Annotated in this window: 14 protein-coding genes; 4 read left to right on the forward strand and 10 right to left on the reverse strand. The window is 70.7% G+C overall.

Annotated elements, in window-relative coordinates; translation table 11 throughout:
* Positions 1 to 111 precede the first annotated feature (111 nt).
* The 9 genes from pssA to ACZ61E_RS10545 form a co-directional block, all read right to left on the reverse strand.
* The gene (gene pssA / locus ACZ61E_RS10505; protein WP_469699175.1) at positions 112 to 966 is read right to left on the reverse strand and encodes a CDP-diacylglycerol--serine O-phosphatidyltransferase; all 855 of its coding nucleotides are present in this window, start codon (positions 964 to 966) and stop codon (positions 112 to 114) included.
* Positions 953 to 1,600 (reverse strand): phosphatidylserine decarboxylase, encoded by a 648-nt coding sequence (locus tag ACZ61E_RS10510; protein ID WP_469699176.1) that lies wholly within the window; start codon positions 1,598 to 1,600, stop codon positions 953 to 955. Before ACZ61E_RS10510 ends, pssA begins: the two co-directional genes overlap by 14 nt.
* 169 nt (positions 1,601 to 1,769) lie before the next feature.
* Complete coding sequence (locus ACZ61E_RS10515; protein WP_469699177.1) at positions 1,770 to 2,975, reverse strand: acyl-CoA dehydrogenase family protein; 1,206 nt, start codon at positions 2,973 to 2,975, stop codon at positions 1,770 to 1,772.
* A gap of 3 nt (positions 2,976 to 2,978) precedes the next feature.
* Complete coding sequence (locus ACZ61E_RS10520) at positions 2,979 to 3,491, reverse strand: MaoC family dehydratase (RefSeq protein WP_469699178.1); 513 nt, start codon at positions 3,489 to 3,491, stop codon at positions 2,979 to 2,981.
* A gap of 3 nt (positions 3,492 to 3,494) precedes the next feature.
* Complete coding sequence (locus tag ACZ61E_RS10525) at positions 3,495 to 4,487, reverse strand: HpcH/HpaI aldolase/citrate lyase family protein (protein ID WP_469699179.1); 993 nt, start codon at positions 4,485 to 4,487, stop codon at positions 3,495 to 3,497.
* On the reverse strand, positions 4,484 to 6,523 hold the full coding sequence (locus ACZ61E_RS10530; RefSeq protein ID WP_469699180.1) for a protein meaA: 2,040 nt from the start codon (positions 6,521 to 6,523) through the stop codon (positions 4,484 to 4,486). Before ACZ61E_RS10530 ends, ACZ61E_RS10525 begins: the two co-directional genes overlap by 4 nt.
* Before the next feature lies 1 nt (position 6,524).
* Positions 6,525 to 7,862 carry a crotonyl-CoA carboxylase/reductase gene (gene ccrA / locus ACZ61E_RS10535; protein ID WP_469699181.1) on the reverse strand — a complete coding sequence of 446 codons (1,338 nt, stop codon included), beginning with the start codon at positions 7,860 to 7,862 and terminating at the stop codon, positions 6,525 to 6,527.
* A 488-nt stretch (positions 7,863 to 8,350) separates the two neighbouring features.
* Complete coding sequence (locus ACZ61E_RS10540) at positions 8,351 to 9,172, reverse strand: TetR family transcriptional regulator (protein ID WP_469699182.1); 822 nt, start codon at positions 9,170 to 9,172, stop codon at positions 8,351 to 8,353.
* Positions 9,173 to 9,274: 102 nt separating this feature from the next.
* The gene (locus tag ACZ61E_RS10545) at positions 9,275 to 11,089 is read right to left on the reverse strand and encodes a 3-hydroxyacyl-CoA dehydrogenase family protein (protein ID WP_469699183.1); all 1,815 of its coding nucleotides are present in this window, start codon (positions 11,087 to 11,089) and stop codon (positions 9,275 to 9,277) included.
* Positions 11,090 to 11,467: 378 nt separating this feature from the next.
* Between ACZ61E_RS10545 and ACZ61E_RS10550 the strand changes: the two genes are divergently transcribed.
* Entirely contained in the window at positions 11,468 to 12,157 is a 690-nt protein-coding gene (locus tag ACZ61E_RS10550; protein ID WP_469699184.1) for a HEAT repeat domain-containing protein, read from the forward strand.
* Between the two features lie 197 nt (positions 12,158 to 12,354).
* On the opposite strand, the gene ACZ61E_RS10555 is transcribed toward ACZ61E_RS10550, so the two are convergent.
* Positions 12,355 to 13,386: an Rv2578c family radical SAM protein gene (locus ACZ61E_RS10555; protein ID WP_469699185.1), complete on the reverse strand. Its 1,032-nt coding sequence runs from the start codon at positions 13,384 to 13,386 to the stop codon at positions 12,355 to 12,357.
* 130 nt (positions 13,387 to 13,516) lie between these two features.
* On the opposite strand from ACZ61E_RS10555, the gene ACZ61E_RS10560 reads away from it, so the two are divergent.
* From ACZ61E_RS10560 to ACZ61E_RS10570, 3 genes are all read left to right on the forward strand, one after another.
* Positions 13,517 to 13,975, forward strand: a complete 459-nt coding sequence (locus ACZ61E_RS10560) for an SRPBCC family protein (RefSeq protein WP_469699269.1) — start codon at positions 13,517 to 13,519, stop codon at positions 13,973 to 13,975.
* A gap of 268 nt (positions 13,976 to 14,243) precedes the next feature.
* The gene (locus ACZ61E_RS10565; RefSeq protein ID WP_469699186.1) at positions 14,244 to 16,676 is read left to right on the forward strand and encodes an MFS transporter; all 2,433 of its coding nucleotides are present in this window, start codon (positions 14,244 to 14,246) and stop codon (positions 16,674 to 16,676) included.
* Between the two features lie 170 nt (positions 16,677 to 16,846).
* On the forward strand, positions 16,847 to 19,306 hold the full coding sequence (locus ACZ61E_RS10570) for an ATP-binding SpoIIE family protein phosphatase (protein ID WP_469699187.1): 2,460 nt from the start codon (positions 16,847 to 16,849) through the stop codon (positions 19,304 to 19,306).
* The last annotated feature ends 24 nt before the right edge of the window (positions 19,307 to 19,330 follow it).

Genomic DNA, 19,330 nt, shown 5'->3' on the forward strand with positions numbered 1-19,330 from the left:
CCCTCCCTCCCCCCCCCTCCCCCCCCCCCCCCCCCCCCCCCCCCCCCCCCCCCCCACCCCCCCCCCCCCCCCTCTCCCCCCCCCCCCCCCCCCCCGTGCCGGTGTCCGCCGCTACGGATGCTGTGCGGCACGCGCCTCGCGGCGGTTGTCGCGGAAGGTGTTCACCCGTCGCGCCGTGGCGAAGAGCGGGATCACCGCGCCCGTCACCACCTGGAGCGCGCAGCCCGTCTGGAGCAGGAGCTGCCCACCCGGCGCGTCGAACGCCCAGGCCGCCAGGAGGCCCATCGCGGCCACGATCCAGGTGAGCATCGCCACCGCGAGGACGCCTCGCGGTTTCGGGTACTCGACCCGGCTCACCATCAGCCACGCGACGCCGATGATCGCCAGCAGCGTCGGTACGAAGGGAAGCTCGAGCAGCACGATCGAGACGACGGTGAGCGCGCCGAAGGGGCTCGGCATGCCCTGGAACATGCCGTCCTTCAGCGTCACACAGGAGAATCTCGCGAGCCGCAGGACCACCGCCAGCAGCACCACGATCGCCGCCAGCGCCGACACCCGCTGATGCGCGTCGTCGGCGACCATGCCGTACACGAGCACGAAGTAGGCGGGCGCGAGCCCGAAGCTGATCAGGTCGGAGAGGTTGTCCAGCTCCGCGCCCATCGGCGAGCTGCGCAGCTTGCGCGCCACGAGCCCGTCGAAGAGGTCGAAGACGGCCGCGCAGAGCATGAGGATCACCGCGGTGGCCGCGGAGTGCCGGGCCATGCCGGTCTCTTCGCTGCCCGTGAGGTGCGGGATCAGGATGCCGGTGGTCGTGAAGTAGACGGCCATGAAGCCGCAGGTCGCGTTGCCGAGAGTGAGGGTGTCCGCTATCGACAGCCGCATGGACAGCGGCATGTCTTCGGCTTCGTCCTCCTCCTCGGCGTCGGCGGCCCAGCCGGCCGGTGTGTCGGGATCAATCACGGTCAATTCGAGTCACCCCTGCGGTCGTCGTCTGGCCGACCTCGACGGCTACCTCGACACCTTCGGGAAGATAGATGTCGACGCGTGAGCCGAAACGGATCAGGCCGATGCGCTCGCCTTGCTCCAGTTTGGTCCCCTGCGGTACGTACGGCACGATCCGTCGGGCGACGGCGCCGGCGATCTGCACCATCTCGATGTCACCGAGTTCGGTGTCGAAGTGCCAGACGACGCGCTCGTTGTTCTCGCTCTCCTTGTTGAAGGCGGGAACGAAGCCGCCGGGGATGTGCTCCACGGACGTCACCGTGCCCGCGAGGGGGGCACGGTTCACATGCACGTTCAGCGGGCTCATGAAGATCGCGACGCGGGTGCGCCCGTCCTTCCACGGCATGATGCTCTGCACTACTCCGTCGGCCGGTGAGATGACCCGGCCCTGTGTGATCTCTCGCTCGGGGTCGCGGAAGAACCACAGCATGCCTGCCGCGAGAGCGGTGGCGGGCACAGCGACGGCGGCTGCGCGCCTCGATCGGCGCGCACGGACCAGGCTGACTGCTGCGGTGGCGACGGTCGGCAGAAGCCACGGCGATGCTCCGCGTGCGAGGCGGACGCTGCCGCGAGGTGCGGAGGTTTGGCTGTGGGGCATGGATGACCTTCGTAGCGGATGGAGCCGCACGGGCAACGGGGGACGGCGGCTTTCCGTCGATGGTATCGGTTGCCCGGTGCAACTGGGCAATGCAGAAGCCGAGTCGGCGGCCGGAAGACGATGACGCGGTGTGATGTTGTGGGCGGTCAAATGGGATCAAAGGCCGTGATCAGCCTTGGAATCGGTACTCCTCCAGCAGTCGGCGACCGATGATCATTTTCTGGATCTCGGCGGTGCCTTCGCCGATCAGCAGCATCGGTGCCTCCCGGTACAGACGCTCGATCTCGTACTCCTTGGAGAAGCCGTATCCACCGTGGATACGGAATGCGTCTTCCACGATTTCCTTGCAGTATTCCGACGCGAGGTACTTTGCCATCCCCGCCTCCAGGTCGTTTCGTTCCCCGGAGTCCTTTTTGCGTGCTGCGTTCACCATCATGGCATGGGCCGCCTCGACCTTGGTCGCCATCTCCGCCAGCTTGAACTGGATCGCCTGGTGCTGGGCGATCGGTTTGCCGAAGGTGTGGCGCTGCTGGGCGTAGGAGACGCCGAGTTCGAAGGCACGCTGCGCGACGCCGCAGCCACGCGCGGCGACGTTCACGCGGCCCACTTCGACACCGTCCATCATTTGGTAAAACCCTCGTCCGGTGGTCCCGCCGAGGACCCGATTGGCCGGAACGCGCAGTCCGTCCATGATCAACTCGGTGGTGTCGACGCCCTTGTAGCCCATCTTGTCGATCTTGCCGGGGATGGTGAGACCGGGCCTCACCTCACCGAAGCCGGGCTCCTTCTCGACCAGGAACGTCGTCATCGACCTGTGCGGCGCCGTGCCCTCGGGGTGGCCTTCGTCACTGCGGCACAGAACGGCGACGAGCGTGGACGTGCCGCCGTTCGTCAGCCACATCTTCTGGCCGTCCAGCACGTACTCGTCCCCGTCCCGCACGCCCTTCGACGTGATCGCCGACACGTCGGAGCCGAGCCCCGGCTCGGACATCGAGAAGGCGCCGCGCACCTCGCCGGCCGCCATCCGCGGCAGGAAGGTGTCCTTCTGCTCCTCGGTGCCGTGCTGCTTGATCATGTACGCCACGATGAAATGGGTGTTGATGATGCCCGAGACGGACATCCAGCCGCGGGCGATCTCCTCCACGCAGAGCGCGTAGGTGAGCAGGGACTCACCCAGACCGCCGTACTCCTCGGGGATCATCAGCCCGAACAGGCCGAGTTCCCGCAGCCCTTCGACGATCCGGGTCGGATACTCGTCGCGGTGTTCCAGCTCGGTGGCCACCGGAAGGATCTCCTTGTCGACGAAGTCCCTCACCGTGGAGAGGATCTCCCGCTGGATGTCGGTCAGGTCCGCGGTCTGGGCGAGACGGCTCATCGGTCAGCTCTCCTGCGTCGTCGGCTCGGGGCGGCCGGGCTGTTCGCCGCCGCGCTTGTCGATGTAGGTCGCGGTCGGCACCATCACCTTGCGGCGGAACACGCACACGACCGTGCCGTCCTGCTTGTAGCCCCTGGTCTCGACATGGACGACTCCCCGGTCGTCCCTGGACCGGGACGGCGTCTTGTCCAGCACGGTCGTCTCGCCGTACAGGGTGTCGCCGTGGAACGTCGGCGCGATGTGCCGCAGCGACTCGACCTCCAGATTGGCGATGGCCTTTCCGGAGACGTCGGGCACGGACATGCCGAGCAGCAGCGAGTAGACGTAATTGCCCACCACCACGTTCCTGCCGAAATCGGTGGTCTTCTCCGCGTAGTTGCTGTCGAGATGGAGCGGATGGTGGTTCATGGTGAGCAGACAGAACAGGTGGTCGTCGTACTCGGTGACGGTCTTTCCCGGCCAGTGCTTGTAGACGGCCCCGACCTCGAACTCCTCAAAGGTGCGTCCGAATCGCACGGTTCACGCCTCCGGTGCTTCGAACTTCGAGGTCCGCCGCAGTCCCGCCGCCCGGCCCTTGCCGGAGACGACCAGCGCCATCTTGCGGCTCGCCTCGTCGATCATCTCGTCGCCGAGCATCGCCGACCCCTTCTTGCCGCCCGCCTCGGACGTCGCGTAGTCGTACGCGTCGAGGATCAGCTCCGCGTGGTCGTAGTCCTCCTGCGACGGCGAGAAGATCTCGTTCGCCGCGTCGATCTGGCCCGGGTGCAGCACCCACTTGCCGTCGAAGCCCAGCGCGGCGGCGCGGCCCGCGACCTCCCGGAACGCGTCCACGTCCCGGATCTGGAGGAACGGCCCGTCGATCGCCTGGAGATCGTGCGTACGGGCCGCCATCAGGATCCGCATCAGGATGTAGTGGTAGGCGTCCGCGCCGTAACCGGGCGGCTGCTGCCCGACCACCAGCGTCTTCATGTTGATCGACGCCATGAAGTCGGCGGGGCCGAACACGATGGTCTCCAGCCGCGGCGAGGAGGCCGCGATCTCGTCCACGTTCACCAGGCCCCTGGCGTTCTCGATCTGCGCCTCGATACCGATCCTGCCGACCTCGAAGCCCATCGTCCTCTCGATCTGGGTCAGCAGCAGATCGAGCGTCACGACCTGCTGCGCGTCCTGGACCTTGGGCAGCATGAGGCAGTCCAGATTGTGGCCCGCGCCCTCCACGACCGTGATCACGTCGCGGTACGTCCAGTGCGTCGTCCAGTCGTTGACCCGTACGACCCTGGTCTTGCCCGTCCAGTCGCCCTTGTTGAGCGCGTCCACGATCGTGTGCCGGGCGCCCTCCTTGGCGAGCGGCGCGCACGCGTCCTCCAGATCGAGGAAGACCTGGTCGGCCGCCAGGCCCTGCGCCTTCTCCAGGAAGCGCGGGTTGGAGCCGGGCACGGCCAGGCACGAGCGCCGGGGGCGGAGCCGGTTCGCGGGCGAGTGGGCCGCGGAGGGCGTGGGCGACGTGGTCATGCGGAGACCTCCAGGGGTTCGAGCTTGTTCGCGTGACGGATCTCGTCGACGATACGGCCGATGATCTCGGTGATCCCGAAGTCCTTCGGGGTGAAGACGGCCGCCACTCCGGCGGCCCGCAGCGCCTCGGCGTCGGCGCCCGGGATGATCCCGCCGACGACGACCGGGATCTCCCCGGCCCCCTCCTCCCGCAGCCGTCCGAGGACGTCGGGGACCAGCGCGGCGTGCGAACCGGAGAGGATCGACAGGCCCACGCAGTGCACGTCCTCGGCGACGGCGGCGCTCACGATCTGTTCCGGCGTCAGCCTGATGCCCTGGTAGACGACCTCGAACCCGGCGTCCCGCGCGCGTACGGCGATCTGCTCGGCCCCGTTGGAGTGCCCGTCCAGACCCGGCTTGCCCACCAGCAGCCGCAGCCGCCCGGAGCCCAGTTCGGCGGCCGTGCGGGACGCCTTCTCCCGTACGGCGGCGAGCGGTGTCCCCGCCTCCGCGGTGACCGCGACCGGCGCGCCGCCCACCCCGGTCGGCGCGCGGAACTCGCCGAAGACCTCGCGCAGCGCCCCGGACCACTCGCCGGTCGTCACACCGGCCCGCGCGCACTCCACGGTCGCGGCCATCAGATTGCCGGTGCCGGCCGCGGTCCGCCTCAGCGCGGCCAGCGACTCGTCGACCCGCGCGCCGTCCCGGCCCGCCCGCCACTCGTGCAGGGCGGCCACCACCCGGGCCTCGTTCGCCGGGTCGACCGTCATGATCGCGGTGTCCAGATCGGTGGTCAGCGGACTGGGCTCGGTCGCCTCGAAGCAGTTGACGCCGACGATCCTCTCCTCGCCCGACTCGATACGGGCCCGGCGCTCGGCGTGCGACGCGACCAGCCGCGACTTCAGATAGCCGGACTCGACGGCCGCCATCACGCCGCCCATCTCCTCGATGCGCGCCATCTCCGCGAGTGAGTCCTCGACGAGGGACGCCACCTTCGCCTCCACGACGTGCGACCCGGCGAAGATGTCCTCGTACTCCAACAGGTCGCTCTCCAGGGCCAGTACCTGCTGTATGCGCAGCGACCACTGCTGGTCCCAGGGCCGGGGGAGCCCCAACGCCTCGTTCCAGGCCGGGAGTTGTACGGCGCGGGCGCGGGCGTCCTTGGAGAGCGTGACGCCCAGCATCTCCAGCACGATGCGCTGGACGTTGTTCTCCGGCTGGGCCTCGGTCAGTCCCAGGGAGTTGACCTGGACGCCGTACCGGAAACGCCGCTGCTTCCCGTCCGTCACGCCGTACCGCTCGCGGGTGACCCGGTCCCAGATGCGGCCGAAGGCGCGCATCTTGCACATCTCCTCGACGAAGCGCACCCCGGCGTTGACGAAGAACGAGATCCGGGCGACGACGTCACCGAACCGTTCGGCCGGCACCTGCCCGCTGTCGCGCACCGCGTCCAGCACGGCGACCGCCGTCGACAGCGCGTACGCGATCTCCTGGACGGGGGTCGCCCCCGCCTCCTGGAGGTGGTAGCTACAGATGTTGATCGGGTTCCACCGGGGGATGTGCGCCACGGTGTGGGTGATCATGTCCGTGGTCAGCCGCAGCGAGGGCACCGGCGGGAAGACATGCGTCCCGCGCGACAGGTACTCCTTCACGATGTCGTTCTGCGTGGTCCCCTGGAGCAGGTCGCTGTCCGCGCCCTGCTCCTCGGCGACCACCTGATACAGCGCCAGCAGCCACATGGCGGTCGCGTTGATGGTCATCGACGTGTTCATCCGGTCCAGCGGGATGTCCTGGAACAGCCGCCGCATGTCGCCGAGATGGGACACGGGCACGCCGACCCGGCCGACCTCGCCGCGCGCCAGGACGTGGTCGGGGTCGTAACCGGTCTGTGTCGGCAGGTCGAAGGCGACGGAGAGACCGGTCTGGCCCTTGGCCAGATTGTTCCGGTACAGCTCGTTGGACGCCTCGGCGGTCGAGTGACCGGCGTACGTCCGCATCAGCCACGGCCGGTCCTTGCGGCGCGTGCCGCCCGCCGCTTCCCGTTCCGCTTCCGGCATGTCACACGTCCCGGAAGCGGTTGATGGCGTCGATGTGCCGTTCACGCGTCGCCGGGTCGCTCACGCCCATCCCCTCGCGGGGTGCCAGCGCGAGGACCCCGACCTTGCCCTGGTGCCGGTTGCTGTGGACGTCGTACGCGGCCTGGCCGGTCTCCTCCAGCGGGTACACCTTCGACAGCGTCGGGTGGATCTTCCCCTTGCCGATGAGCCGGTTGGCCTCCCACGCCTCGCGGTAGTTGGCGAAGTGCGAGCCCACGATCCGCTTCAGCGACATCCACAGATAGCGGTTGTCGTACTCGTGCGTGTAGCCGGAGGTCGACGCGCAGGTGACGATCGTGCCGCCCTTGCGCGTGACGTAGACGCTGGCGCCGAAGGTCTCCCGGCCCGGGTGCTCGAAGACGATGTCGACGTCCTCGCCGCCGGTGAGTTCGCGGATGCGCTTGCCGAACCGCTTCCACTCACGCGGGTTCTGGTGGTGCGGGTCCTCCCAGAACCGGTAGTCCTCGGCGGTGCGGTCGATGATCGCCTCGGCGCCCATGCGCCGGCAGATCTCGGCCTTGTGGTCGCTGGAGACCACACAGATGGGGTTGGCGCCGCCGGCGAGCGCGAACTGGGTTGCGTACGAGCCGAGTCCGCCGCTCGCCCCCCAGATCAGCACGTTGTCGCCCTGCTTCATCCCGGCGCCGTTGCGCGACACCAACTGGCGGTACGCGGTGGAGTTGACCAGACCGGGGGCCGCCGCCTCCTCCCAGGTCAGATGCCTGGCCTTGGGCATCAGCTGGTTGGACTTGACGAGCGCGACCTCCGCCAGGCCGCCGAAGTTGGTCTCGAAGCCCCAGATGCGCTGCTCGGGGTCGAGCATCGTGTCGTTGTGCCCGTCCGAACTCTCCAACTCGACGGACAGGCAGTGCGCGACGACCTCGTCACCGGGCCGCCAGGTGTTCACGCCGGGGCCGGTGCGCAGCACGACCCCGGCCAGGTCGGAGCCGATGACGTGGTACGGCAGGTCATGGCGCCTGGACAGCTCGCTGAGCTTGCCGTACCGCTCCAGGAAGCCGAAGGTCGACATGGGCTCGAAGATCGAGGTCCAGACGGAGTTGTAGTTGACCGAGCTGGCCATGACGGCCACCAGGGCCTCGCCGGGCCCGAGTTCGGGCACCGGCACGTCGTCGACGTGGAGCGACTTGCGCGGGTCCTTCTCGCGGGATTCGAGACCGGCGAACATCTCCGTCTCGTCCTTGTGCACGGTCACCGCCCGGTAGCTCTCGGGCAGGGGCAGCGCGGCGAAGTCGGCGGAGGTGCTCTCCGGCGACTGGATGGCGTCCAGGATGTCCTTCACGATGTGGCCTCCGGCGAAGCGTGTTGCGGGAACGCTGAACAGGTCCCTGAGGGATGGGACAACGGGTCGCGCTGTGCGCGTGGTGCGGTGGAGGTGTGCCGTCGGTTCGGCGCGTGGTGGTGCTCGGCGACGCCGGGTGGGCGCGTGGGATGCCTGTGACGCAGGCGTCCGGGCACACGGGCCGGGTGGCTCGCGGGGACAGCCGGCGTCCGAGAGGTCTCGGTGCGCCGGTCGCCCGGACACACCCAACGTATGGCACGCCGTGTCATTGGACAAGGCACTGCGTGCCAACAATTTCTCTCAGTTGTCATCCGGCGGACACGCATGAGCGCCATGGGATCACGAGGGGTGAACGGTGGCGACTCAGCGTGCGGTGTGGAGCCGGGACCGTACCCATTTGTACGGGCGCTTCACGGGACGCGCGCCCGGACCGTCCCCCGGCCGGCGTCGAACTGACCGTCCGTCACGGAGCCGTGGGGGCAGGCGGGTCAGCGGTTTCCCAGCGCCTGCTTGATGGTGCGCATGACCTCGTCCAGCGGCGCGTCGGTACGCGCCACCGTCACCAGGACCTCGCCGTTCGTGCTCGCCGTGGCGGCGGGAGCCGCACGGCCGCCCATCGTCCGGCCCGCGCCGATGCCCGAGCCGAAGGTGTCGCGGACGATCGCGAAGGCGTGGTCGAGCTGGGTCTCCACATCGCCCTGGCCGTCGGCCCGCAGCCAGCGGCGCAGCACATGGTTGTGCGCGGTGACGACGGCGGACGCCGCCACCTCGGCCAGCAGCGGGTCGTCGTTGCCGTCGGGGTGTTCGTGCTCGTCGAAGTGGCCCAGCAGATAGCGGGTGAACAGCCGCTCGTAGCGGGCCACCGAGGCGATCTCGGCCTCGCGCAGCGTGGGCACCTCGCGGGTGAGCTGGTAGCGCGCCACGGAGAGCGTCGGCGAAGCCGCGTACATCCGCATGACTTCCTTGATGCCCCGGCACACGGTGTCGAGGGGGTGCTCGTGCGCGGGCGCCGCGTTCAGGACCGCTTCCGCGCGGACGAGCGTGTCGTCGTGGTCCGGGAAGATCGCCTCTTCCTTGGAACGGAAGTGCCGGAAGAACGTGCGGCGCGCGACCCCGGCCGCCGCGGCGATCTCGTCGACGGTCGTCGCCTCGTACCCCTTGGTGGAGAACAGCTCCATCGCCGCCGCCGACAGTTCCCGGCGCATCTTCAGCCGTTGCGCCGCCGCGCGTCCGCCCGCCGCGCTCTCCGGAGCGTCGGCAGGGGGGTTCGTACGGGCGGGCCGTCGGGCGGAGTCAGCGGGCTGAGCCATGACCCGAACGTACTGCATCGGCGCAGGAGGGCGCGCCCGTGGGGCCCGTGCCGGGACGGGCCGCGGAAGGCGGCCCGCCCGGCGTCCGGACACCCGGCACGCTCAGGACACCCCCTGGGGCGTGTCCGGACGCCGCGCCGCGTACTCGCGGAAGCCGCGTCCCGTCTTGCGGCCCAGGCAGCCCGCCGCCACCAGGTGTTCCAGCAGGGGCGCCGGTGCCAGCCCCGGGTCCCGGAACTCGCGGTGCAGGACCTTCTCGATGGCCAGCGAGACATCCAGACCGACCACGTCCAGGAGTTCGAACGGCCCCATCGGATAGCCGCCGCCCAGCTTCATCGCGGCGTCGATGTCGTCGAGCGTCGCGTAGTGCTCCTGGACCATCTTCACCGCGTTGTTCAGATACGGGAACAGCAGCGCGTTCACGATGAATCCGGCCCGGTCGCCGCAGTCCACCGGGTGCTTGCGGATCGTCGCGCACACCTCGCGGACCGTGGCGTGCGCCTCGTCCGACGTCAGGACGGTACGGACCACCTCGACCAGCTTCATCGCGGGGGCCGGGTTGAAGAAGTGCATGCCGACCACGTCGCGCGGGCGCGTCGTGGCGCGGGCGCACGCGACCACCGGCAGCGACGACGTCGTGGTGGCCAGCACCGCGCCCGGCTTGCAGACCTTGTCGAGCGCCGCGAACAACTGCCGCTTGATCTCCAGGTCCTCGGCCACCGCCTCGACCGCGAGCTCCACGTCGTCGAACGCGTCGAGCGAACCGGTGGGCGTGATCCGCGCCAGGGCGTCGTCGCGCGCCTCCCCGGTCAGCCGGCCCTTGTCGACCGAGCGGCCCAGGGACTTGGCGACCCGCGCCTTGGCCGCGTCCGCCTTCTCCTGACTGCGGGCGGCGAGCACCACCACGTAACCCGCCTTGGCGAAGACCTCGGCGATCCCGCTCGCCATCGTCCCGGAGCCCGCGACGCCGACCGACCGGACCGCCGTCCGACCGCTCCCGCCGCCGCGCCCGTCGTCCAGCGGGGTCAGCGCGTCGCGCACCACCGTGCCGCTGCCGGGCCCCTCGTAGGTGTAGAAGCCGCGCCCCGACTTGCGGCCGGTGAGCCCGGCCTCGCTGAGCTGCCGCAGGATCGGCGCCGGTGCGTGCAGCCGGTCGCGGGACGCCGCGTACATGGCCTCCAGGACCGTACGGGCGGTGTCGACGCCGATCAGGTCCAGCAGCGCCAGCGGGCCCATCGGGAGTCCGCAGCCGAGCCGCATCGCGGCGTCGATGTCCTCGCGCGAGGCGTACTTCGCCTCGTACATCGCGGCGGCCTGGTTCAGATAGCCGAAGAGCAGCCCGTCGGCGACGAATCCCGGCCTGTCTCCCACGGCGACGGGCTCCTTGCCCAGCTCACGCGCCAGCGCGGTGACGGCCGTGACAGCGGCCGGCGCGGTCAGCACCGACGACACGACCTCGACCAGCTTCATCGCCGGGGCCGGGTTGAAGAAGTGCATGCCGAGCACGCGCTCCGGACGCGCGGAGTCGGCGGCGAGGCGGGTGACCGACAGCGCGTTCGTGCCGGTCGCCAGGATCGTGCCGGGGCCGACGATCCCGTCCAGCGCGCGGAAGACCTGCTGCTTGATCTCGTACGACTCGGGGACGACCTCGATGACGAGATCGGCGTCCGCGGCGGCCTGGAGATCGGTGAACGTACGGAAGCGGGCGAGCATCCCGCGCCGTTCCTCCTCGGTGACCCGCCCGCGCTCGACGGCACGTGCCGTGGACGCTTCGAGCGCGGCGACCGCGTGGGCGGTGGCGATCTCGTCGATGTCGATGCCGATGACCTCGCGGCCGGCGCGTGCGAGGACCTCGGAGATACCGGTCCCCATCGTGCCGAGGCCGACGACGGCGATGGTGGAGAGAGGGATGTCCATCACGGGACTCCAGGGGATGAGTGACGACTGAGGAGGGGGCAGGCCCTGCCTGCCGTTTCCGTGCGCCGGGGCCGCCGCACCACATGAGTGGGGCGCGCCGCGCGGGCGTGGGTGGGTGTCGGGGTGAGTGAGGTCGGCGGACCCTGTCCCGGAGTCGCGCCGTGCGTGTACCGAACCGACGGGCACTCACGGTGGCTGCGTCACCAGGCCACCGGGAGCCGCGGGGGTTTCCCGCTCACTTGAGATTAACCGGCGGGTAACGAGCGCGCCAGCCCTGGGGAGATGTGCGGTGCGTCACCGGCGGAAACCGGCCGTTCGGGCACCGGGCGGTCACACAGAGCGTTCTTCCGGCCACGGAGCGCCGATACCCTGCCGGACATGAGCGAGCTGGAACGGCAGGCGGGGCCTGCGGACACGGCGGCGGCGACCGAGACGGTGGGAGAGCCGGTGGGAGCGACCGGGCCCCGTGCCCGGTTCACCGCCCGTACCGAACGGGCCGCCGGCGACGAGGAATCGCGCGTACTCGCCGAGCGGGTGAGGGACGAGTCCGGCGACTCGGCCACCTTCCGGCGGCTGATCGCCACCGAGGACCACGAGGAACTGGCCGCTGTGCTCGTCGCGCCCGAACACCCCCTGTGGGCACGGGAGATCGCCGCCTTCCGGCTCGGCCGCGCGGGCGACCGGCGGGCGTTCGAGACGTTGGTCCTGCTCCTCAACCACCGCGACGCCGAACGCTGTCTGTCGGCCTCCCACGCGCTGGCCGTACTCGGCGACCCCCGTACGCCGCGCGCCGCCGCCGCGCTCGCCACCAACGTGCTGCGCACCGCGTACGCGCTCCACCCGGTACGGCTGCTGGCCGACCTGCGCGCCCCGGAGTCCGTACCGGCCCTGATCGCCACCCTGGAGCGGCTGCTCGCACCGGACGAGACGCACTGGCGGGTGGCGCTCGCCTGCGTGGAGGGCCTCGGGCGCCTGGGCGACCGGCGCGCGCTTCCCCTCCTCCGCAACGCCCGCGCCCACCCCCGCCTCTCCGCCGCCGCGTCGGAGGCGCTGAGGCGCCTGGGGTGACGGTCCGGGTCCGGATCCGGCCTTTCCGCGGCGGTGGCCGCGGTCGCGGAAAGGCCCGTCGGCCGGGGCGCCCCGGTCCCGTCCACCGATCGGGGCGCCCGCGGCCGGTGGGCCGGACACGGTCGCCCTGCCCCGGCTACCCGGTGTCGCCCCGTACGACCTCGATCTCTGGCATGCCCGATGATCGCACCCCGGCGCTACAGCAGCGTCAGCTGTGTCGGTCCCGGTGGCGGCGCCGGCGTCTTCGGGGCCGGTACGCGGCGTCGGGCCGCCAGCCCCGACGGGCCGATCCCGAACTCGTCCGCCAGTTCGTGGACCTGGCGGGTGATGCGCCGCTGGTACCACTTCGGCGCGTACGCCCCCTCCGCGTACAGCCGCTCGTAGCGCGGCACCAGATGCGGGTGGTGCTCCCGCAGCCACCGCATGAACCACTCACGCGCGCCCGGCCGCAGATGCAGCACCAGCGGGGTCACCGACGTCGCTCCGGACGAGGCTATCGCCCGTACCGTGGCCCGCAGTTGGTCCGCGCCGTCGCCGAGGAAGGGGATGACGGGAGCCATCAGGACCCCGCAGCCGATGCCGCTGTCCGTCAGGGCGCGGACGGCGTCGAGGCGGCGTTGCGGCGAGGGTGTGCCCGGCTCGACCGTGCGCCACAGCTCCTGGTCGGTGAAGCCGACGGAGACGGACACCCCGACCTCCGTGACCTGCGCCGCCTCGCGCAGCAGCTCCAGATCGCGCAGGATCAGGGTGCCCTTGGTCAGGATCGAGAAGGGGTTCGCGCGGTCGCGCAGCGCCGAGATGATGCCCGGCATCAGCCGGTAACGGCCCTCCGCCCGCTGGTAGCAGTCGACGTTCGTGCCCATCGCGATGTGCGCGCCCTGCCACTGGCGGGAGGCGAGCTGCCGGCGCAGCAGCGCCGGCGCGTTGATCTTGACGACGATCTGCGAGTCGAAGCCGAGGCCCGTGTCGAGGTCCAGATAGCTGTGCGTCTTGCGGGCGAAGCAGTACACGCAGGCGTGCGAGCACCCCCGGTACGGATTGACCGTCCACTCGAACGGCATCCGGGACGCGCCCGGCACCCGGTTCACGATCGAACGGGCGCGGATCTCGTGGAACGTGATCCCCCGGAACTCGGGGGTGTCGAAGGTCCTGGTGGTCACCGCGTCCGTACCGAAGAGCGCCGCGTCGCGGGCCGACGTGGGGTTCTCGGCCAGATTGTCCCAGCGCATTCGCGCCTCCTCAGTTGTACCGACCACAGAATAGAACACGTGTTCCCATGATCGATGCAACCCCGGATTTGGGCGCGCCCGGCGGAGATGGTTGGCTTGCCGCCCGGAGACACGAATGCTGGAGGAAGCCATGGCGCAGGTCGAAGCCACGACGGAGCGGATCATCGCGGCGGGCGCGGACACGGTGTTCGACGCGCTGGCGGACTACCAGGACGTCCGCCCGAAGGTGCTGACCGCGCACTTCAGTGAGTACGAGGTCCGCGAGGGCGGCGACGGCGAGGGGACCCTCGTCCACTGGAAGCTCCAGGCGACCAAGAAGCGCGTCCGTGACTGCCTCCTGGAGGTCACCGAGCCCACGGACGGCCAGCTCGTGGAGAAGGACCGCAACTCCTCCATGGTCACCACCTGGGTCGTCACCCCGGCGGGCGAGGGCCGTTCGAAGACCGTCGTCACCACCGTCTGGGACGGCGCCGGCGGTATCGGCGGCTTCTTCGAGCGCACATTCGCACCCAAGGGCCTCGTCCGTATCCACGACGAGCTGCTCGCGAAGCTCGCGGCGGAGACGGAGAAGGCCACCGAGACCTCCTGAACCGTCAAGTCCCCCCGGACCGGGGCGTCCTGAACGTCGAAGGGCCACCCCCCGGCATCACTGATTCGAGTGGTTTCCCCCGCGACGCGTGACGTGCGCCCGCGCACCACGCGTCGCGGGAAAGCCGCTGATGAGCGCCCCCGCCCGCTCCTCACAACCCCTTGCCGTCGCGCGCCGTACCCCTTCCCGGTGAAGCGCCCGGCTTGCTCCCGCTCTGCGTGCAATGTGAAGAATTACGCCGCGCAGACGCGACGAAGGGGAGCAATTCGTGGGTGGGATCACGCTGGTGAAGGACGACGAGCAGGCCCCCGTGCCCGCTCCGGCCGCGACCGAACCGCCCCCACCCGCCACCGGCGCCGCCACCCCGGGCGGTGAACTCTCCCCGCGCCGCGTGCGGCTGGTCTTCACCGGCCTGATGCTCGCGCTGCTGCTCGCGGCGCTGGAGCAGATGATCGTCGCCACCGCCCTGCCGAAGATCGTCGGGGAACTCCAGGGCCTCGACCGGATGCCCTGGGCCATCACCGCCTATCTGCTGACCTCCACGATCGGCCTGCCGATCTACGGCAAGCTCGGCGACCTCTTCGGCCGCAAGGGCGTCTTCCAGTTCGCCATCGTCGTGTTCGTCGTCGGATCCGCCCTGGCCGGCTGGTCCCGCACCATGAACGAGCTGATCGCCTTCCGCGCCCTCCAGGGCGTCGGCGCCGGCGGCCTCATGATCGGCGTCCAGGCGATCATCGCCGACATCGTGCCGCCCCGCGAACGCGGGCGCTACATGGGCCTCATCGGCGGCGCGTTCGGCCTCGCCTCGGTCGCCGGACCCCTGCTCGGCGGCTTCTTCACCGACCACGTCTCCTGGCGCTGGTGCTTCTACTTCAACGTGCCGTTCGGTCTCGTCACCCTCGCCGTCGTCACCGTCGTACTCCGGCTCCCCAGGCCCACCGCCAAGGCGCGGCTCGACGTCATGGGCGCCGTGCTGCTCGCCGCCGCCTCGACGTGCCTGGTCCTGCTGACCAGTTGGGGCGGAACGGAGTACGAGTGGGGCTCGCGCGAGATCCTCGGCCTCGCCGCCGGCGCCGTCGTCACGGCCGCGCTGTTCCTGGTCGTCGAGCACTTCGCGCCCGAACCGATCATCCCGCTGCGGCTGTTCCGCGACTCGATCTTCAACATCACCGGACTCGTCGGCGCGGTCGTCGGCATCGCCCTCTTCGGCGCCGCCAGCTATCTGCCGACCTTCCTCCAGATGGTCGACGGCGCCTCGGCCACCGAGTCCGGCCTGCTGATGCTGCCCATGATGGGCGGCATCGTCGCCGCCTCCGTCCTCTCCGGCCAGCTGATCAGCCGCACCGGGCACTACCGGATCTACCCCGTCCTCGGCAGCGCCGTCTCCGCCGTCGGCATGTGGCTGCTGTCCCGGCTGGAGACCGACACCTCCCGGCTCGAATACAGCCTCTGGCAGGCCGTCCTCGGCACCGGCATCGGCCTGGTCATGCCGGTCCTGATCCTCGCCGTGCAGAACTCGGTACGCCCCCGCGACCTCGGCACCGCCACCAGCGCCAACAACTACTTCCGGCAGATCGGCGGCAGCGTCGGCGCCGCCGTCTTCGGCACCCTGTTCGCCGACCGCCTCACCGACGCGCTCGTCGACCGCGTCCCGTCCGGTACCGGGTTGCCCAGCGCCGAATCCATCACGCCGCAGATGGTGCACGCGATGCCCCCCGAGCTGCGGGACGGCTACATCCAGGCGTACGCGGACGCGATGCCACGGATCTTCCTCTATCTCGTGCCGGTGCTTCTGGTCGGCCTGCTCATCGCCTGCTTCCTCAAGGAGAAACCTCTGGTGTCCCACAACACCTCCGCCGCCGAGTCCACCGCGGTCCCGCCCGCCCGCACCCCGGGCTCCGCCCCCGCCGCCGCCAACGGCGCGGCCCCGCACGCGTACCCGGCCGGGGTCCCCGTCTGCGGCACCGTCCAGCACCACGACGGCAGCACCGTCCCGCGCGCGGCGCTCACCCTCATCGACGTACAGGGCACCCAGATCGGGCGCGGGGCCAGCGGCGAGGACGGGCGGTACGCGCTGAGCGTGCCGGGGGCCGGTTCGTACGTGATGATCGCCGCGGCGGGCGGACACCAGCCGCAGGCCGTCACCGTCACCGTCGGGGAGCGCCCGATCGAGCTGGACGTGGTCCTCGGCGGCGCCGGCCGCCTCGCCGGAGCGGTACTGACCGCCGACGGCACGCCCGTGCGCGACGCGGCCGTCACCCTCACCGACGTACGCGGGGACGTGGTCGCCTCCACCCGCAGCGGGCGCGAAGGCGGCTATGTGATCTCGGAGCTGGTGGCGGGGGAGTACACCCTCGCGGCCAGCGCGCCCGCCTTCCGGCCCGCCGCGCTCCTCGTCAGTGTCCAGCCCTCGCGCGAGACCCGGCAGGACATCGAACTGGCCGGCGGGGCGGTGCTGCGCGGCACCGTACGCGCCGGGGGCGGCCGTCCGGTCGAGGACGCGCGCGTCACCCTGCTCGACGCGGCGGGCAATGTCGTCGACACGCTGACGACGGGCGCCGACGGGGCATTCCGCTTCGTCGATCTGTCGTCCGGCGAGTACACGGTCATCGCCGCGGGCTATCCGCCGGTGGCCACCGTGCTGCGGATGGCGGGCGGCGGACGCACCGAGAGAGACCTGCAGCTCGGCCACGCCGACTGACCGGAGCCGCGAGTGGATCAACGGCCCGGTCACTGACTGAATTTCAGTCAACTTTCCGGCGTACGCGGGCGCACGATCTAATCGTTCATTGCCCGGCGCATTGCGTGTTCGGAGCCGTACCGTGGGTGCACAGCCGCAGATCCCGGCGGCGGGGAAGGAGCCTTCCACCCATGGACAGTGGCACTCCGCCGCTCCGTTCCCGGCCCGGGCGCGCGGCGACCGGCCGGATTCCGCTTGCCGTGGTCGTCGTGGACGCCGACGGTCTCGTGTCGCACTGGTCGAGCGGCGCACGGCGGCTTTTCGGCCATTCCAGAGAGGCCGCGGTCGGCCAGCCGGCCGACGATCTGATGCCGGTCACGGGAGCGCTCACCGAGGACCGCACGGGACGGGTCAACGGCGCCCACGACATCTGCGGCGCCGACGACGAACTGGGCCCGGAACTGCACGGGCGCAGCTCCTACCCGACCGCCGGCCGGGCCAAGCTCTCCGACCCGGGACGCCCCCGGCTCGACGTGCTGTGGTGGGCCTACCCGCTCGCCGGGCCCGGAGCCGGCCGCCATCTCGTACTCGCCGCGGACGTCGACCAGTTCCGCGGCGACGTCGGTGACGCCGACAGCGCCCGGATAGCGCCGAGTTTCTCGCTGCACACCGAGTTCGCCGACTCCCGGTCGCTCGCCGGCCAACTGCCGCACATCCTGCCGAACATGAGCGTCGCCGAGTCGGGGCGCATCGTCGCCCAGGTCCTCGAACTCGGCTATCCCGTGCTGGAGTTCAGCCACCACGACCGGGTCCTCGTCACCCCCGACTGGGGTGTGCCGCGCCGTGCGGCGGGGCGACCGGCCACCGCACCCGCTACGGCCGAACCCGGCGCCCCGGACGCCGGTCGCGCTGTCGGCCACCCCGGTGGCCCGCAAGTGCCCGCGCCCGACCCCGAACTCGATCTGGAGTACGCGGCGGTCCGCGAGCGGCTGGAGTTCCTCAACGAGGTCAGCGGGCTGATCGGCTCCTCCCTGGATCTCGCGCGCACCATCCGCGAGGTCACCAGCGCCGCCGTGCCCCGCTTCACCGACTTCGCGGGCACCCATCTGCGCGCCGCCGTGCTGGCGGGAGAGGGCTTCCCCACCGGGCGCCCCGACGTCACCACCATCTGGCACCGGGTCTGGGTCGAGCACAACGACGAGCCGGGCCGCTGGGACGACACGGTGCCGGTCGGCGAGGCCATCGCCTTCCCCGAACACACCCCCTTCTTCCAGTGCATGGTCACCGGCGAACCGGTCCTCATCCCGCGGCTCAGCGAGGAGGACGGCGACCGGATCTCCGCGCAGTTCGAGAAGCGCGACCTGCGCCCGCTCATCAACAACCGCTCCATGCTGCTGGTACCGCTGAAGGCGCGTGACGTGGTGCTCGGCTTCATGGTCCTGATGCGCCGTCAGGGCCGACGGCCCTTCGACGACATGGACCGCGCCACCGGCGCCGAACTGGCCGCGAGGGCGGGTCTCGTCCTCGACAACGCCCGGATGTACACGTACCAGGAGAACGTCGCCGACACCCTCCAGGACAGCATGCTGCCGCAGGTCGCCCCGCGCATGGCGGGCTGCGACATCGCCACCCGCTATCTGCCCGGCGCCCGTCTCGGACGGATCGGCGGCGACTGGTTCGACTCCGTCAAACTGCCCGGCTCACGCACCGCGCTCGTGGTGGGCGACGTGATGGGCCACGGCCTCAACTCGGCCGCCATGATGGGTCAGTTACGGACGGCCGTGCAGACGATGGCGACGATGGAGATGCCGCCCGCCCAACTGCTCCGCACTCTGGACGATTTGGCGCAGCGGCTGGGCGAGAACTATCTGGCGACCTGTCTGTACGCCGTGTACGACCCCATCCGCTCCGAGCTGGCGATCGCCAACGCCGGACACATCCCGCCCGTCCTGGTCCGCGCCGCCGACGGCCGCAGCGAACTGCTCGACCTGCCGACCGGCGCCCCCATCGGCGTCGGCGGTGTGCCCTTCGAGACCACGACGGTACGGGTGCGCCCCGGTGACCGGCTGGTCCTGTGCACCGACGGCCTGGTCGAGGTGCGGGGCCAGGACATCGGCGACGGTCTCGCCGCGCTTTGCGAGTCGGCCGCTCATCCGGCCGCCTCCATGGACCGCGCCTGCGACACGATCATCCGCGCGCTCAACACCCAGGGCGGACGCAAGGACGACGTGGCCCTGCTGATGGCCAGGCTGAACGGCATACCGGACGGTGACGTCGCCGAGTGGCAGCTCGCGCTCGATCCGCGCGAGGTGGCGCGGGCCCGGCGTCTGGTGCGCGGCAAACTCTGTGACTGGGATCTGCCGGGCGCGGTGGAGAACGCGGAGCTGATGGTCGGCGAGCTGGTCACCAACGCCGTGCGGCACGCCCGGGTCCGCCATGTCGGGCTGCGGCTGGTCCGTACGGACGCGCTGCTCTGCGAGGTCACCGACGACGAACCAGCCCCGGCGACGCTGCTCGGCGCGACGGCCGACGACGAGTTCGGGCGGGGGCTGAGGATCGTGAGCCGGCTGGCGCGCGGCTGGGGGAGCAGCACTTCGGCGCACGGCAAGACGGTGTGGTTCGAACAGGCCCTGGCGGGAAGGGAGGCGTAGTGGCACGGAGGTGACGTGCCGTCA

This window comes from Streptomyces sp. NPDC104581 (assembly GCF_055583685.1).

What these genes read in the sequence shown, in the direction of transcription:
- ACZ61E_RS10510 (WP_469699176.1), bottom strand. Translation starts at nt 1,600, where the DNA reads ATGCCCCACAGCCAAACCTCCGCACCTCGCGGCAGCGTCCGCCTCGCA.
- ACZ61E_RS10515 (WP_469699177.1), bottom strand. Translation starts at nt 2,975, where the DNA reads ATGAGCCGTCTCGCCCAGACCGCGGACCTGACCGACATCCAGCGGGAG.
- ACZ61E_RS10525 (WP_469699179.1), bottom strand. Translation starts at nt 4,487, where the DNA reads ATGACCACGTCGCCCACGCCCTCCGCGGCCCACTCGCCCGCGAACCGG.
- ACZ61E_RS10530 (WP_469699180.1), bottom strand. Translation starts at nt 6,523, where the DNA reads ATGCCGGAAGCGGAACGGGAAGCGGCGGGCGGCACGCGCCGCAAGGAC.
- ACZ61E_RS10540 (WP_469699182.1), bottom strand. Translation starts at nt 9,172, where the DNA reads ATGGCTCAGCCCGCTGACTCCGCCCGACGGCCCGCCCGTACGAACCCC.
- ACZ61E_RS10545 (WP_469699183.1), bottom strand. Translation starts at nt 11,089, where the DNA reads ATGGACATCCCTCTCTCCACCATCGCCGTCGTCGGCCTCGGCACGATG.
- ACZ61E_RS10550 (WP_469699184.1), top strand. Translation starts at nt 11,468, where the DNA reads ATGAGCGAGCTGGAACGGCAGGCGGGGCCTGCGGACACGGCGGCGGCG.
- ACZ61E_RS10555 (WP_469699185.1), bottom strand. Translation starts at nt 13,386, where the DNA reads ATGCGCTGGGACAATCTGGCCGAGAACCCCACGTCGGCCCGCGACGCG.
- ACZ61E_RS10560 (WP_469699269.1), top strand. Translation starts at nt 13,517, where the DNA reads ATGGCGCAGGTCGAAGCCACGACGGAGCGGATCATCGCGGCGGGCGCG.
- ACZ61E_RS10570 (WP_469699187.1), top strand. Translation starts at nt 16,847, where the DNA reads ATGGACAGTGGCACTCCGCCGCTCCGTTCCCGGCCCGGGCGCGCGGCG.